Source organism: Burkholderia sp. WTPI3 (genome assembly GCF_021483755.1).
Taxonomy (GTDB): Bacteria; Pseudomonadota; Gammaproteobacteria; order Burkholderiales; family Burkholderiaceae; genus Burkholderia.
Map to the genome: position 1 here is coordinate 1 of NZ_JAGIXF010000012.1, position 14,134 is coordinate 14,134.

12 protein-coding genes are annotated in these 14,134 nt (G+C 67.6%); 6 read left to right on the plus strand and 6 right to left on the minus strand.

Going from position 1 to position 14,134, the window contains the following annotated elements:
* The 6 genes from J7024_RS08830 to ubiA form a co-directional block, all read left to right on the plus strand.
* The coding region (locus tag J7024_RS08830) for an ATP-dependent DNA helicase RecG (protein ID WP_234744983.1) at positions 1–1,026 on the plus strand (1,026 nt) is incomplete at its 5' end.
* Between the two features lie 125 nt (positions 1,027–1,151).
* Complete coding sequence (locus J7024_RS08835) at positions 1,152–2,111, plus strand: hydrogen peroxide-inducible genes activator (protein ID WP_096505078.1); 960 nt, start codon at positions 1,152–1,154, stop codon at positions 2,109–2,111.
* A 539-nt stretch (positions 2,112–2,650) separates the two neighbouring features.
* Positions 2,651–4,837, plus strand: a complete 2,187-nt coding sequence (katG, locus tag J7024_RS08840; RefSeq protein WP_175750743.1) for a catalase/peroxidase HPI — start codon at positions 2,651–2,653, stop codon at positions 4,835–4,837.
* Between the two features lie 98 nt (positions 4,838–4,935).
* Positions 4,936–5,100 (plus strand): hypothetical protein, encoded by a 165-nt coding sequence (locus J7024_RS08845; RefSeq protein ID WP_175760807.1) that lies wholly within the window; start codon positions 4,936–4,938, stop codon positions 5,098–5,100.
* Between the two features lie 128 nt (positions 5,101–5,228).
* Complete coding sequence (dpsA, locus tag J7024_RS08850; protein ID WP_124827094.1) at positions 5,229–5,717, plus strand: non-specific DNA-binding protein DpsA; 489 nt, start codon at positions 5,229–5,231, stop codon at positions 5,715–5,717.
* Between the two features lie 308 nt (positions 5,718–6,025).
* A complete protein-coding gene (gene ubiA, locus J7024_RS08855; protein ID WP_124827093.1) occupies positions 6,026–6,898 on the plus strand; it encodes a 4-hydroxybenzoate octaprenyltransferase in 873 nt (290 codons plus the stop codon).
* 93 nt (positions 6,899–6,991) lie between these two features.
* Here ubiA and proC read toward each other — a convergent pair whose 3' ends face one another.
* From proC to J7024_RS08885, 6 genes are all read right to left on the minus strand, one after another.
* The gene (proC, locus tag J7024_RS08860) at positions 6,992–7,804 is read right to left on the minus strand and encodes a pyrroline-5-carboxylate reductase (RefSeq protein WP_124827092.1); all 813 of its coding nucleotides are present in this window, start codon (positions 7,802–7,804) and stop codon (positions 6,992–6,994) included.
* A gap of 44 nt (positions 7,805–7,848) precedes the next feature.
* On the minus strand, positions 7,849–8,547 hold the full coding sequence (locus tag J7024_RS08865) for a YggS family pyridoxal phosphate-dependent enzyme (RefSeq protein WP_124827091.1): 699 nt from the start codon (positions 8,545–8,547) through the stop codon (positions 7,849–7,851).
* A gap of 103 nt (positions 8,548–8,650) precedes the next feature.
* The gene (glcF, locus tag J7024_RS08870) at positions 8,651–9,877 is read right to left on the minus strand and encodes a glycolate oxidase subunit GlcF (protein ID WP_124827090.1); all 1,227 of its coding nucleotides are present in this window, start codon (positions 9,875–9,877) and stop codon (positions 8,651–8,653) included.
* A gap of 10 nt (positions 9,878–9,887) precedes the next feature.
* Complete coding sequence (gene glcE / locus J7024_RS08875) at positions 9,888–10,976, minus strand: glycolate oxidase subunit GlcE (RefSeq protein ID WP_124827089.1); 1,089 nt, start codon at positions 10,974–10,976, stop codon at positions 9,888–9,890.
* A 254-nt stretch (positions 10,977–11,230) separates the two neighbouring features.
* Positions 11,231–12,724, minus strand: a complete 1,494-nt coding sequence (locus J7024_RS08880) for an FAD-linked oxidase C-terminal domain-containing protein (RefSeq protein ID WP_124827088.1) — start codon at positions 12,722–12,724, stop codon at positions 11,231–11,233.
* Positions 12,725–12,767: 43 nt separating this feature from the next.
* Complete coding sequence (locus tag J7024_RS08885) at positions 12,768–14,114, minus strand: FAD-binding oxidoreductase (protein ID WP_327796257.1); 1,347 nt, start codon at positions 14,112–14,114, stop codon at positions 12,768–12,770.
* Positions 14,115–14,134: the final 20 nt, after the last annotated feature.

A 14,134-nucleotide genomic window follows, 5' to 3' on the forward strand; every position in this document is an offset into this window, starting at 1 on the left:
GCGAAGGACAAGCGCGCGGCGATCGAGGCCGCGGCGCTCGGCACCGCCCAGCTCGTGATCGGCACGCACGCGATCATCCAGGACACCGTCGAATTCGCGCGGCTCGGCCTCGTGATCGTCGACGAGCAGCATCGTTTCGGCGTCGAGCAGCGTCTCGCGCTGCGTGCGAAGGCGGCGAATGCGGCCAACGGCGCACGCGATTTCCAGCCGCACCAGTTGATGATGTCGGCCACGCCGATCCCGCGCACGCTCGCGATGACGTATTACGCGGATCTCGAGGTGTCGACGATCGACGAGCTGCCGCCGGGCCGCACGCCGGTGCTGACGCGCCTCGTCGGCGACGCGCGGCGCGAAGAGGTGATCGCCCGCGTGCGCGAAGCCGCGCTGACCGGCCGCCAGGTGTACTGGGTGTGTCCGCTGATCGAGGAGAGCGAGACGCTGCAGTTGCAGACCGCCGTCGAGACCTACGAGACGCTGGCCGCCGCACTGCCCGAACTGAAGGTCGGCCTCGTGCACGGCCGCTTGTCGCCGGCCGACAAGGCGGCGGTGATGGAAGCGTTCACGCGCAACGAGGTCCAGCTGCTGGTCGCGACGACCGTGATCGAAGTCGGCGTCGACGTGCCGAACGCATCGTTGATGGTGATCGAGCACGCGGAGCGCTTCGGCCTCGCGCAGTTGCACCAGTTGCGCGGCCGCGTCGGGCGCGGTACCGCGGCGTCGGTGTGCGTGCTGCTGTACACCGGTCCGCTGTCGCTCACGGGCCGCGAACGGCTGAAGACGATGCGCGAGACGACCGACGGCTTCGAGATCGCGCGGCGCGACCTCGAAATCCGCGGCCCCGGCGAATTCCTCGGCGCGCGCCAGTCGGGCGCGGCGATGCTGCGCTTCGCGAACCTCGAAACCGATGGCTGGCTGATCGACCCGGCCCGCGATGCCGCGTCGCGGCTGATTGCCGCGTATCCCGACATCGTCACGCAGCATCTCGCGCGCTGGCTCGGCGCGCGCGAGCAGTATCTGAAGGCCTGATTCGCCCATTCAGGGTCGGATCTGCGCCGCCGGCGGGCGTATCCCGATGCAGAGAAACTTGGCGAACCGGTGTCAGTAGGTGTATAAATTAAACCTATCGCCTGTATATCTCTGATTGACCCACAATGACGCTGACTGAATTGAAATACATCGTCGCGGTCGCGCGCGAGCGGCATTTCGGCCGCGCGGCCGAAGCATGCTTCGTGAGCCAGCCGACGCTTTCGGTGGCGATCAAGAAGCTGGAAGACGAGCTCAACGTGCAGATTTTCGAGCGCGGCGCGAGCGAGGTGAGCGTGACGCCGATCGGCGACCAGATCGTCACCCAGGCGCAGCGCGTGCTCGAGCAGACCTTCGCGATCAAGGAGATCGCGAAGCAGGGCAAGGATCCGCTCGTCGGCCCGTTCCGTCTCGGCGTGATCTATACGATCGGGCCGTACCTGCTGCCGACGCTCGTCAAGCAGATGATCCAGCGTGTGCCGCAGATGCCGTTGATGCTGCAGGAGAACTACACGCTGAAGCTGCTCGAACTGCTGAAGCAGGGCGAGATCGACGCCGCGATCATGGCGCTGCCGTTCCCCGAAACCGGCCTGATGGTGCGGCCGCTGTACGACGAGCCGTTTGTCGTCGCGCTGCCGGCAGGACATCCGTGGGAGAAGCGCGAGGAGATCGACGCCGAGGATCTGAAGCAGGAAACCATGCTGCTGCTCGGCAACGGCCACTGCTTCCGCGATCACGTGCTCGGCGTGTGCCCGGAGTTGATGCGTTTCTCGCAGACGGCCGACGGCATCCAGAAGACCTTCGAAGGCTCGTCGCTCGAGACGATTCGCCACATGGTCGCGAGCGGCGTCGGCATCACGGTGCTGCCGCGCATGTCGGTCGCCGAGATCGGCCCGCGCGCGAACGGCCCCGATGCCGAGCTGCTGTCGTACGTGCCGTTCAACGAACCGGTGCCCGATCGCCGGGTCGTGCTGGTTTGGCGCAAGAGCTTCACGCGGATGCCGGCGATCGACGCGATCAGCGAGGCGATCGCCGCGTGCGATCTGCCGGGCGTCGCGAAGCTCGACATGCCGGCGACGATGAACTGACCGGGCACGGCGAGTACCAAGGCCGGCCGGTGAACGGGGTCTTGCGACCCCGTTTATTTTTCCCTATCGCATAGATGAAATTAATTAAATTCAAATATTCGATAGATGAACATAGAATCTTCCATATGGATCGGCGTTGCAGCGAAGGCCGATCCGCACGCTGAATGCAAGCGTCAAAGGAGGATGTCATGATGCGGTCGGTATTGCAGCACGCGCAGCGGAACATCCCGTCGCGCGACGAGGTCGTAAATCGAGCCAGGGCCGCGGCCCGCAGCCTGCGCCCGATTGCGTTCGCGTATCTGGCGGATCGTGTGTATGGCGGATGAGTGCCGCCGCACGCCGGTCCCGTGTTCCCCCGATTCACCCGCGATCCAGCCATGAGGGAGCCTTGCATGTCCGAAGTCACGAAACCCGCACCGAAGGCCGCGCCTGACACCCCGTAGCACGACAGGACCAACCTGTTCCGTTTCACCCCCGCAATGCTCCACGAACCGTGCCACGGCACGTCGGGGCCTACGAGCAAGCAAAGGAGAAAAAGCATGTCGACCGAATCGAAATGTCCGTTCAACCATACGGCGGCCGGCGGCACGTCGAATCAGGACTGGTGGCCGAATCAGCTGAACCTGAACATCCTGCACCGGCATTCGGCGTTGTCCGACCCGATGGACAAGGATTTCGACTACGCCGAGGCGTTCAAGAAGCTGGACCTTGCGGCGGTGAAGCGGGATCTGCATGCGCTGATGACTACGTCGCAGGACTGGTGGCCGGCCGACTTCGGCCACTACGGCGGCCTGTTCGTCCGCATGGCATGGCACAGCGCCGGCACGTACCGGATCGCCGACGGCCGCGGCGGCGCGGGCGGCGGGCAACAGCGCTTCGCGCCGCTCAACAGCTGGCCGGACAACGTGAGCCTCGACAAGGCGCGCCGGCTGCTGTGGCCGATCAAGCAGAAGTACGGCCGCAACATCTCGTGGGCCGACCTGCTGATCCTGACCGGCAACGTCGCGCTCGAATCGATGGGCTTCAAGACCTTCGGTTACGCAGGCGGCCGCGTCGACACGTGGGAGCCGGACGACGTCTACTGGGGTTCGGAAAAGATCTGGCTGGAACTGAGCGGCGGCCCGAACAGCCGTTACTCCGGCGACCGCAATCTCGAAAACCCGCTCGCCGCCGTGCAGATGGGCCTCATTTACGTGAACCCGGAAGGCCCGGACGGCAATCCCGACCCGGTCGCCGCGGCGCGCGACATCCGCGAGACGTTTGCGCGGATGGCGATGAACGACGAAGAGACGGTCGCGCTGATCGCGGGCGGCCATACGTTCGGCAAGACGCACGGCGCCGGTCCGGCGTCGAACGTCGGCCCCGAGCCGGAAGCCGCAGGCCTCGAAGAGCAGGGTCTCGGCTGGAAGAGCACGTTTGGCACGGGCAAGGGCAAGGACGCGATCACGAGCGGTCTCGAAGTCACGTGGACGTCGACGCCGACGAAGTGGAGCAACGACTTCTTCAAGCACCTGTTCAGCTACGAATGGGAACTGACGAAGAGCCCGGCCGGCGCGCACCAGTGGGTCGCGAAGGGCGCCGACGAGGTGATTCCGGATGCGTTCGATTCGTCGAAGAAGCATCGCCCGACGATGTTGACGACCGACCTGTCGCTGCGTTTCGACCCGGCCTACGAGAAGATCTCGCGCCGCTTCTACGAGAACCCGGCCGAGTTCGCCGATGCGTTCGCGCGCGCCTGGTTCAAGCTCACGCACCGCGACATGGGTCCGCGTACGCGTTATCTCGGCCCGGAAGTGCCGGCCGAGCATCTGCTGTGGCAAGACCCGGTCCCGGCCGTCGACCACAAGCTGATCGATGATGCCGACGTCGCGGCGCTGAAGGCGCAGATTCTCGCGACGGGGCTGACCGTGTCGCAGCTCGTGTCGACCGCGTGGGCGTCGGCCTCGACGTTCCGCGGTTCGGACAAGCGCGGCGGCGCGAACGGTGCGCGCATCCGCCTCGCGCCGCAGAAGGACTGGGAAGTGAACCAGCCCGCGCAGCTCGCGACGGTGCTCGAGAAGCTCGAAGGCGTGCAGAAAGCGTTCAACGACGCGCAGACGGGCGGCAAGAAGGTGTCGCTCGCCGACCTGATCGTGCTGGCCGGTGCGGCCGGTGTCGAACAGGGCGCGAAGCACGCGGGCGTCGCGGTGACGGTGCCGTTCGCAGCGGGCCGGACGGACGCATCGCAGGAGCAGACCGACGTCGAAGCGATGGCCGTGCTCGAGCCGGTGGCGGACGGTTTCCGCAACTACCTGAAGCACGCGTACAAGACCCCGGCCGAAGCGTTGCTGGTCGACAAGGCGCAGTTGCTGACGCTGAGCGGGCCGGAGCTGACGGTGCTCGTCGGTGGCCTGCGTGTGCTCGGCGCGAACGTCGGCGAATCGAAGCATGGCGTGTTCACCGATCGTCCGGGCGCGCTGACCAACGACTTCTTCGTGAACCTGCTCGACATGGGTACGGAGTGGAAGCCGGTGTCGGCCGCGAACGACGTGTTCGAGGGGCGCGACCGCGCGACGGGTCAGGTGAAGTGGACCGGCACGCGCGTCGACCTGATCTTCGGCTCGCACTCGCAGCTGCGTGCGCTCGCCGAGGTGTACGGCAGCGCGGACGCGAACGAGAAGTTCGTGCGCGATTTCGTCGCGGCCTGGAACAAGGTGATGAACCTCGACCGCTTCGACCTCGCGTGAATGTCGCGATGCGGTAGTGCAGTCACGTTGTAACGTGAAACGGCCGGTCGCACGACCGGCCGTTTTTTCTTCCACTGTTTCTTGAAGGAGTGACGACCATGACGCAAATGATGCTGCACATGCGTGCCGCGGCTGCGGCGCCCATCCTGCGATCCCCGGGTGAGCTGGCGCGGCGCATCGTCGGTTTCGCGATCGTCATCGGCGGCGCCGCGGAGCTGATTGCGCAGGCGCTGCACGCGATTGCGCCGCTTTCCGGCGGCTGAGCGCGGCGATCGCCCCGCCGGCTCGCCACGCCGGACTGGCAAGTCGCGAACGAATGCCGCGCGACGCGGCACGCGGATTGCTCGACGCATTTTCGCCGGTTCAACATTTCGAATGAGGAGTCCCGAAGATGGCCAAGAAAGGCAACGCAACGCAGATCAACATCGGCATCAGCGACAAGGACCGCAGGAAGATCGCGGACGGCCTGTCGCGCCTGCTGGCCGATACGTTTTCGCTGTACCTGAAGACCCACAATTTTCACTGGAACGTCACGGGTCCGATGTTCAACACGCTGCACCTGATGTTCGAAGAGCAGTACAACGAACTGTGGCTCGCGGTCGATCTGGTCGCGGAGCGCATTCGCACGCTCGGCGTCGTTGCACCCGGCACGTTCGCGGATTTCGCGAAGCTGTCGTCGGTGCCGGAAGCGAACGGCGTACCGGCAGCCGAAGAGATGATCCGCCAGCTCGTCGAAGGGCACGAGACGGTCGTGCGCACCGCGCGCGAAATCTTCCCGGTCGCCGACGCGGCGAGCGACGAGCCGACCGCCGACCTGCTGACGCAGCGCCTGCAGACGCATGAAAAGACCGCGTGGATGCTGCGGTCGCTGCTCGCGTAAGCCCGCGCCGTCCGACCGCGATGCGCGGCCGGACGGCGCGGCGCGGGCCCCTTCAACACTCAAGCCCGGGCCGGCTTGCATTCCGGCCGCGCACACGCTGCGCCGCAGGCCATCTGTCCCTTGATCGACCCGTACCGCGGACGGTCCGCGCGCGGCGGCTTCAAGGGACTCCAATGGGTCTCAAGGGGTCTCACCGGGCCTCCGGCGGCTCATGCGGGCCCGGCGGCAACCGGGCGCGAGCCGTGTCGACATGACGCGAACCACCGCTCGGCTCTAAAATGCCGGGATTATCTTCCCGGTGCTTCACCATGCTTGCCCGCTTCCCCCTGTACCTGCGGCTCGTCCGGATGGACAAGCCGATCGGCAGCCTGCTGCTGCTGTGGCCGACGCTCAACGCACTGTGGATCGCGTCGGACGGCCATCCGCGCTGGTCGCTGCTCGTGATCTTCGCACTCGGCACGCTGCTGATGCGCTCGGCCGGCTGCGCGATGAACGATTACGCCGACCGCGATTTCGACCGCCACGTGAAGCGCACGGCCGACCGGCCGCTGACGTCGGGCAAGATTCGCGCATGGGAAGCCGTCGCGATCGCGGTGGTGCTGTCGTTCATCGCGTTCCTGCTGATCCTGCCGCTCAATACGCTGACGAAAGAGCTGTCGGTGGTCGCGCTGTTCGTCGCCGGCTCGTATCCGTTCATGAAGCGCTTCTTCGCGATTCCCCAGGCGTATCTCGGCATCGCGTTCGGCTTCGGCATTCCGATGGCGTTCGCGGCCGTGCAGGACACGGTGCCCACGCTTGCGTGGGTGATGCTGATCGCGAACATTTTCTGGTCGGTCGCGTACGACACCGAATACGCGATGGTCGATCGCGACGACGACATCAAGATCGGCATTCGCACGTCCGCGCTGACGTTCGGCCGCTTCGACGTCGTGGCCGTGATGGCCTGCTATGCGGCGACGCTCGGCATCTACGTGTGGATCGGCGTGACGCTCGGCTTCGGGCTCGCGTACTGGGCCGGCTGGGCCGCGGCGGTCGGCTGCGCGCTGTATCACTACACGCTGATCAAGGACCGCGAGCGGATGCCGTGCTTCGCGGCATTCCGGCACAACAACTGGCTCGGCGGCGCGCTGTTCGCGGGAATCGCCGCGCATTACCTGCTGACGGGCATGGCAGGCAACTGACGCGGCCCCGCGCCGCGCGCAGCCAACAAAAAAGCAGCCCAAGGCTGCTTTTTTGTTGGCGCTGCCGGGCGAGCCCGGCGGACGTCGTAACGCTTATGCGCGACCGAGTTCGTCGCCCATTTCCTTCGCGCGCGCTTCGGCTGCGAGCGCGCCGCGCACGATCGCTTCCTTCACGCCCTGCGCATCGAACGATGCGAGCGCGGCGGCCGTCGTGCCGCCCTTCGACGTCACGCGCTCGCGCAGCACGCTCGCCGGTTCGCCCGATTGCGCGGCGAGTTGCGCGGCGCCCGTGAACGTCGCGACCGCGAGCGCGCGGCCCTGTTCGTCGTTCATGCCGAGACGGCGTGCGGCTTCCTGCAGCGCTTCGATGAAATAGAACACGTAGGCCGGGCCGCTGCCCGAGATCGCCGTGACCGCGTCGAGTTGCGCTTCGTCGTCGAACCATACGATCTCGCCGACCGCGCCGAGCACGTTCGATGCGAGTTCGCGACCGGCCGGGTCGACGCCCGGCAGCGCGGCGAGACCCGTCACGCCCATGCCGACCAGCGCGGGCGTGTTCGGCATCGTGCGCACGACGCGGGCGTAGTCGCCGAGCCAGCGGGCGAGATCGGTGGCGCGGATGCCGGCTGCGATGCTGATCACGAGCTGCGACTTCAGATGCGGTGCGAGCGCCTGCGCGACGTCCTTCAGCACTTGCGGCTTCACCGCGAGCACGATCGCGTCGTACTCCGCGAGCGTCGCGTCGACGGCCGCGCCGGTGCGGATGCCGAATTGCTGCGCGGCGCGCGCGCGGACGTCTTCGTTGACGTCGATGGCATACAGGCCGTCAGCGGCCACACCGCGTTTGATCAGGCCGCCGATCAGGGCCGCGGCCATGTTGCCGCCGCCGATGAATGCGATTTTCATGATGTCGAATTGAGCGAGTAGGTGAACGGAAAAGAGCGTGGGGTTCAGTGCGAATAGTCGCGCGCGCCGAAGATCGCGGTGCCCACGCGCACGATCGTCGCGCCTTCGAGCACGGCCGCTTCGAGATCGGCGGACATGCCCATCGACAACGTATCGAGCGGCAGCCCGTCGGCGCGCAGCGTGTCGAACAGCGCGCGCAGCGCGCGATGCGGCGCGCGTTGCGCGTCGGTGTCGCCCGCCGGTTCGGGAATCGCCATCAGGCCGCGCAGGCGCAAGGTTGGCAGCGCGGCGACCGCGCGCGCGACGTCGGCGACCTCGGCCGGCGCGACGCCGCTCTTCGACGCCTCGCCGCTGATGTTCACCTGCACGCACACGTTCAGCGGCGGCAGGTGAGCGGGGCGCTGTTCGGCGAGGCGCTGCGCGATCTTCAGCCGGTCGACCGAATGAACCCAGTCGAAGCGCTCGGCTACGGGGCGCGTCTTGTTCGATTGCAGCGGCCCGATGAAATGCCATTCGAGTGCGGCGCGCAGGTCGGCGAGCGCGTCGATCTTGTCGATCGATTCCTGCACGTAGTTCTCGCCGAACGCGCGTTGTCCGGCCGCATGCGCGGCGCGCACGTCGTCGGCGGGAAACGTCTTCGATACGGCGAGCAGCGAGACGGTGGCGGGATCGCGGCCGGCCGCGCGGGCGGCGTCGGCGATGCGGCGATGAACGGATTCGAGACGGGCGGCGAAATCGGGCATGACGGACACGGAGGCTGGCACGGGAAGCGAATGCGGCACGGCACGCACCGCATCGATCCGACCATTATACGGACGGGGCGCCCGGCGGGGCCGGCCGTCCGCGCTAGCCGTACAGCAGATGCTCGACGAGCTGGATCCAGTGCGCGACCGGAATCTGCGTGCCGCTTTGCAGGTGCGCGATGCAGCCGATGTTGCCAGACACGATCATCTGCGGCTCGAGCGCCTGGAGCTTCAGCAGCTTCTGCTTGCGCAGCCGGTACGACAGCGATGGCTGGGTCAGCGAATACGTGCCCGCGGAACCGCAGCACAGATGGCTGTCGGCCGGCAGCCGCACATCGATGCCGAGCGTCTCGAGCAGGCGCTCGACCTTGCCGCGCGACTGCTGGCCGTGTTGCAGCGTGCACGGCGGGTGGTACGCAACGGTGTGGATCGCGCGGCGCCGCGCGAGCGTCGCGATCTCGGCCTCGAACGCCAGCAGCACGTCCGAGATGTCGCGCGTGAGCGCGACGATGCGCTGCGCCTTCTCAGCGTAGGCCGGATCGTCGCGCAGCAGGTGCGCGTATTCGAGCACCGTCGCGCCGCAGCCCGATGCGTTCATCACGATCGCCTCGGCGCCTTGCTCGACATGCGGCCACCACGCGTCGATGTTGCGACGCGCGTCGGCGAGCGCTTCGTCGTGATAGTTCAGGTGCAGGCGGATCGCGCCGCAGCAGCCCGCGTCGGGCGCGACGATCGTCTCGACGCCGAGTGCATCGAGCACGCGCGCGGTCGCGATGTTGATGTTCGGCAGCATCGACGGCTGTACGCAGCCGCCGAGCATCAGCATCTTGCGCGGATGCGTGCGCTGCGGCCATTCGAGCAGCCGCGTGCGCGGCGGCACCTTGTCGCGTAGCCGTTTCGGCAGCAGCGGCCGCACGTGCTGGCCGAGCCGCATCACGGGGGAGAACAGCGCTGCGTTCGGCACGAGGCTCGCGAGCACGCGGCGCACGAGCCGCTGCTGCACGGGGCGCTCGACCTGCGCCTCGACGTGCTTGCGGCCGATCTCGACGAGGCGGCCGTACTGGACGCCCGACGGGCAGGTCGTCTCGCAGCTGCGACACGTGAGGCAGCGATCGAGGTGCTGCTGCGTGCTGCGCGTGACGGGCGCGCCTTCGACCATCTGCTTGATCAGGTAGATGCGCCCGCGCGGGCCGTCGAGTTCGTCGCCGAGCAACTGGTAGGTCGGGCACGTCGCGGTGCAGAATCCGCAATGCACGCACTTGCGCAGGATCGCGTCGGCCTCGTCGCCGTCGGGCGTGTTGCGGATGAAATCGGCGAGGTTGGTTTGCATCGCTCAGGGCTCAGAGATCCGGGTAAAGCCGGCTGCGGTTGAAGATGCGCGCGGGATCGAACGCGGCTTTCAGTCCGCGATGGATTTTCATCAGCGGCGCGGGCAGCGGCGTGAACACGCCCGCGCTACGGTCATACGAATCGCCGGCGCGGAACAGCGTCGCATGGCCGCCGGCCTGCTTCGCGCTCATGCGCACCGTCTGCGCATCGGCGTCGGTGATCCACCAGCGCTGCGCGCCGCCCCATTCCATCAGCTGGGTGCCGGGCAGGTGCATCGGTTCGGTGATCGACGGCAGCGACAGGCGCCACAGCGCGTAGCCGGGCGGAATGCCGTTGAAGAACGGGTCGGTGTGTTCGCGCAGGCCGGCCCAGAAACGCTCGGCCTCGACCGCGTCGACGACTTCGCCGCCGAGCAGCGTCTTCGCGGATTTCACGGCGGCCTCGGCACCCGACAGGCGCAGCACGAGGGTGCCGTTGCGCCAGCCGCTCGCGCTCACGGGCAGCGGATGCCCACCCCATTCGTTGAGCTTGCGCACCGCATCGGTCGCGGTCATCTCGAACTTCAGCGTGACTTCGGCGACCGGCACCGGCAGCACCTTGATCGACAGGTCGAGCATCAGCCCGAGCGTGCCGAGCGAGCCGGCCATCAGCCGCGATACGTCGTAGCCGGCGACGTTTTTCACGACTTGTCCGCCGAAGCGCAGCAGTTCGCCGCGCCCGTTCATCAGCGTGACGCCGAGCACGAAATCGCGCGGTGCGCCGCAGGTCGCGCGGCGCGGACCCGCGAGGCCGGCCGCGACGCAGCCGCCGACGGTGGCCGCGCGGCCGAAGTGCGGCGGCTCGAACGGCAGCATCTGGCCGCACTCGGCGAGGACGGTTTCAAGCTGCGCGAGCGGCGTGCCCGCGCGGACCGTGACGACGAGTTCGGCCGGGTCGTACGACACGATGCCCTGAAACGCACGCGTGTCGAGTATTTCGCCGTCCAGCGCCTGGCCGTACCAGTCCTTGGTGCCGCCGCCGCGAATCCGCAGCGGCCGGCCGTCGGCACTGGCCGCCCGGATGCGCTCGGCCCATCCGGCGACGATGTCGTCCTCTTCCATGTTCTGTTGCTGCCTCGTTGTTGTCCGGTCGATTGTACCGGGGTGGCGCGAATGCACATCGCGACTATCCCTAAGCTCCGTATAACGAAGGCATGCAGCCGCCGCTGCGCGCACGGCCGGCGCGGGCAGGGCGGTACGTCGCGGCCCGCGCACCGCGCGGCGCTCTCAGGAAAACACCGGGCCGCCCTCAAAGCTTTCGGCCCCGAAGGAAGTCCCCTCGGGCGCCCGGCGCGAAGCGACGGGTTCGGGGGCGCTCAGAAGCGCGGCAGGTCCGGATGCGGCAGCAGTCCGCCGCGCACGTGCTGCCGGCCATATTCGGCGCAGCGCGCGCGAGTCGGGATCCCCTTGTCGGGATTGAGCAGCCCGGCCGGATCGAAGGCGCGCTTGACCGCGAAGAACGCGTCGCGCTCCTGCGGCGAGAACTGTACGCACATCGAATTGAGCTTTTCGATGCCGACGCCGTGCTCGCCCGTCACGCTGCCGCCGAATTCCACGCAGCATTCGAGGATTTCGGCGCCGAACTGCTCGGCGCGGTGCAGCTCGTCCGGGTCGTTCGCGTTGTAGAGGATCAGCGGATGCATGTTGCCGTCGCCCGCGTGGAACACGTTGATGCAGCGCAGCCCGTAGCGCGTTTCGAGCTGTTCGATGCGCGCGAGCAGCGGGCCGATCGCGCGACGCGGCACGGTGCCGTCCATGCAGTAATAGTCGGCGGAAATGCGCCCGGCGGCTGGGAACGCGTTCTTGCGGCCCGACCAGTAGCGCAGCCGCTCGCTTTCGTTGCGCGACACCTGGATGCGCGTCGCGCCGTGCTCGCGCAGCACGGCCGTCATGCGGACGATCTCTTCGGCGACTTCTTCCGGCGTGCCGTCCGATTCGCATAGCAGGATCGCCTTCGCGTCGAGGTCGTAGCCCGCGTGCGTGAACGCCTCGACCGCCTGGGTGGCCGGCTTGTCCATCATTTCGAGCCCGGCCGGGATGATGCCCGACGCGATGATCGCGGCGACCGCCTCGCCGCCCTTGACGACGTCGTCGAAGCTCGCCATCACGAGTTGCGCGGTCTGCGGCTTCGGGATCAGCTTCACCGTCACTTCGGTGACGATCGCGAACATCCCTTCGCTGCCGATCATCACCGCGAGCAGGTCGAGGCCCGGCATGTCGAGCCCGAGCGAGCCGAATTCGACGATCTCGCCGTCGATCGTGACCGCGCGCACGCGCATCACGTTGTGCACGGTCAGCCCGTATTTCAGGCAGTGCACGCCGCCGGAATTTTCCGCGACGTTGCCGCCGATCGTGCAGGCGATCTGCGACGACGGATCGGGCGCGTAGTACAGCCCGTAAGGTGCGGAGGCTTCCGAAATCGCGAGGTTGCGCACGCCGGGCTGCACGGTCGCCGTGCGTGCGTACGGGTCGACTTCGACGATGCGCGTGAAGCGCGCAAGCGACAGCACGACGCCGTTCGCGATCGGTAGCGCGCCGCCCGACAGGCTCGTGCCCGCGCCGCGCGGCACGATCGGCACTTCCATTCGGCGGCAGATCTGCACGATCCGCTGCACCTGCGATTCGGTTTCCGGCAGCGCGACCGCGAGCGGTAGCCGGCGGTAGGCGGACAGGCCGTCGCATTCGTACGGCGCGGTGTCTTCGTCGCGATACAGCAGGCAATGCGTCGGCAGCACGGCCATCAGCGCCTGCACGACTTCGCGCTGGCGCTGCGCGCGCGTCGCGCTCGACAGTTCGACGGAAGCGTTCATGGGGTCTCCTGCGGGAAGCGCAGCGTCACGCTGCGCTGCCATCTCAACACGTGAAGATCTTGCCGGGATTCATCAGATTGCGCGGATCGAGCGCGAGCTTGATCGCGCGCATGACGTCGATCGCGTTGTCGCCGTGCTCCTTCGGCAGGAAGCGCATCTTGTGCAGCCCGACGCCGTGTTCGCCCGTACAGGTGCCGCCCAGACGCAGCGCGCGCTCGACGATCCGGTCGTTGATGCGTTCGGCTTCGTCGATTTCCTCGGGTTTGTCGGGATCGATCAGGATCGCGACGTGGAAATTGCCGTCGCCGACGTGGCCGACGATCGGGCAGGGCAGCGACGATGCGCGCAGGTCGGCTTCGGTCTCCTCGACGCACGCGGCGAGCTGCGAAATCGGCACGCACACGTCGGTCGTCACCGCGCGGCAGCCGGGTTTGAGCTGCAGCATCGCGAAATACGCGTTGTGACGCGCGGCCCAGAGCCGCGTGCGATCTTCGGGGCGGGTCGCCCATTCGAAGCCCTGGCCGTTGTTCTGGCCCGCGAGCGCCTGTACGAGCTCGGCCTGTTCCTTCACGCCGGCTTCGGTGCCGTGGAATTCGAAGAACAGCGTCGGCGCTTCGGTGAGCGTGAGGTTAGAGTGGCGGTTGATCGAGCGCACGGCGAGCGAGTCGACGAATTCGACGCGCGCGATCGGCACCCCGATCTGGATCGTCTCGATCACGGTGCGCACCGCGTCGCCCATCGTCGGGAACGTGCAGATCGCGGCCGATACGGCTTCGGGCAGCGGATGCAGGCGCAGCGTGATCTCGGCGATCACGCCGAGCGTGCCCTCGGAGCCGACGAACAGGCGCGTGAGGTCGTAGCCGGCCGACGACTTGCGCGCGCGCGAACCCGTCTTCACGACGCGGCCGTCGGCGAGCACGGCGGTCAGCCCGAGCACGTTCTCGCGCATCGTCCCGTAGCGCACGGCGTTGGTGCCCGATGCTCGGGTCGCGGTCATCCCGCCGATGCTGGCGTCGGCGCCCGGATCGATCGGAAAGAACAGGCCGGTGTCGCGCAGCGCCTCGTTGAGCGCCTTGCGCGTGATGCCCGGTTCGACCGTCACGGTCAGGTCTTCGGCGTTGATCGACAGCACGCGGTTCATCTCCGACAGGTCGAGCGACACGCCGCCGCGCACGGCGAGCAGGTGGCCTTCGAGCGACGAGCCGGCGCCGTACGGGATCAGCGGCACGCCGTAGAGCGCGCACAGCGACACGACCTGCTGGATTTCATCGGCGCTGTGCGCGAACACGACGGCGTCGGGCAGTTGCGGATCGAACGGCGATTCGTCGCGGCCGTGATGGGCGCGCACGGCGTCGGCGGTCGACGCATCGCCGAAGGCGGCGCGCAGCATCGAGCATCGCGGGCGGGAGG

Bases quoted from the DNA above. Each gene is read 5' to 3' on its own strand.
- glcF (WP_124827090.1), bottom strand. From the start codon at position 9,877: ATGCAAACCAACCTCGCCGATTTCATCCGCAACACGCCCGACGGCGAC.
- dpsA (WP_124827094.1), top strand. From the start codon at position 5,229: ATGGCCAAGAAAGGCAACGCAACGCAGATCAACATCGGCATCAGCGAC.
- glcE (WP_124827089.1), bottom strand. From the start codon at position 10,976: ATGGAAGAGGACGACATCGTCGCCGGATGGGCCGAGCGCATCCGGGCG.
- katG (WP_175750743.1), top strand. From the start codon at position 2,651: ATGTCGACCGAATCGAAATGTCCGTTCAACCATACGGCGGCCGGCGGC.
- J7024_RS08835 (WP_096505078.1), top strand. From the start codon at position 1,152: ATGACGCTGACTGAATTGAAATACATCGTCGCGGTCGCGCGCGAGCGG.
- J7024_RS08865 (WP_124827091.1), bottom strand. From the start codon at position 8,547: ATGCCCGATTTCGCCGCCCGTCTCGAATCCGTTCATCGCCGCATCGCC.
- J7024_RS08885 (WP_327796257.1), bottom strand. From the start codon at position 14,114: ATGCTGCGCGCCGCCTTCGGCGATGCGTCGACCGCCGACGCCGTGCGC.
- proC (WP_124827092.1), bottom strand. From the start codon at position 7,804: ATGAAAATCGCATTCATCGGCGGCGGCAACATGGCCGCGGCCCTGATC.
- J7024_RS08845 (WP_175760807.1), top strand. From the start codon at position 4,936: ATGACGCAAATGATGCTGCACATGCGTGCCGCGGCTGCGGCGCCCATC.
- J7024_RS08880 (WP_124827088.1), bottom strand. From the start codon at position 12,724: ATGAACGCTTCCGTCGAACTGTCGAGCGCGACGCGCGCGCAGCGCCAG.
- ubiA (WP_124827093.1), top strand. From the start codon at position 6,026: ATGCTTGCCCGCTTCCCCCTGTACCTGCGGCTCGTCCGGATGGACAAG.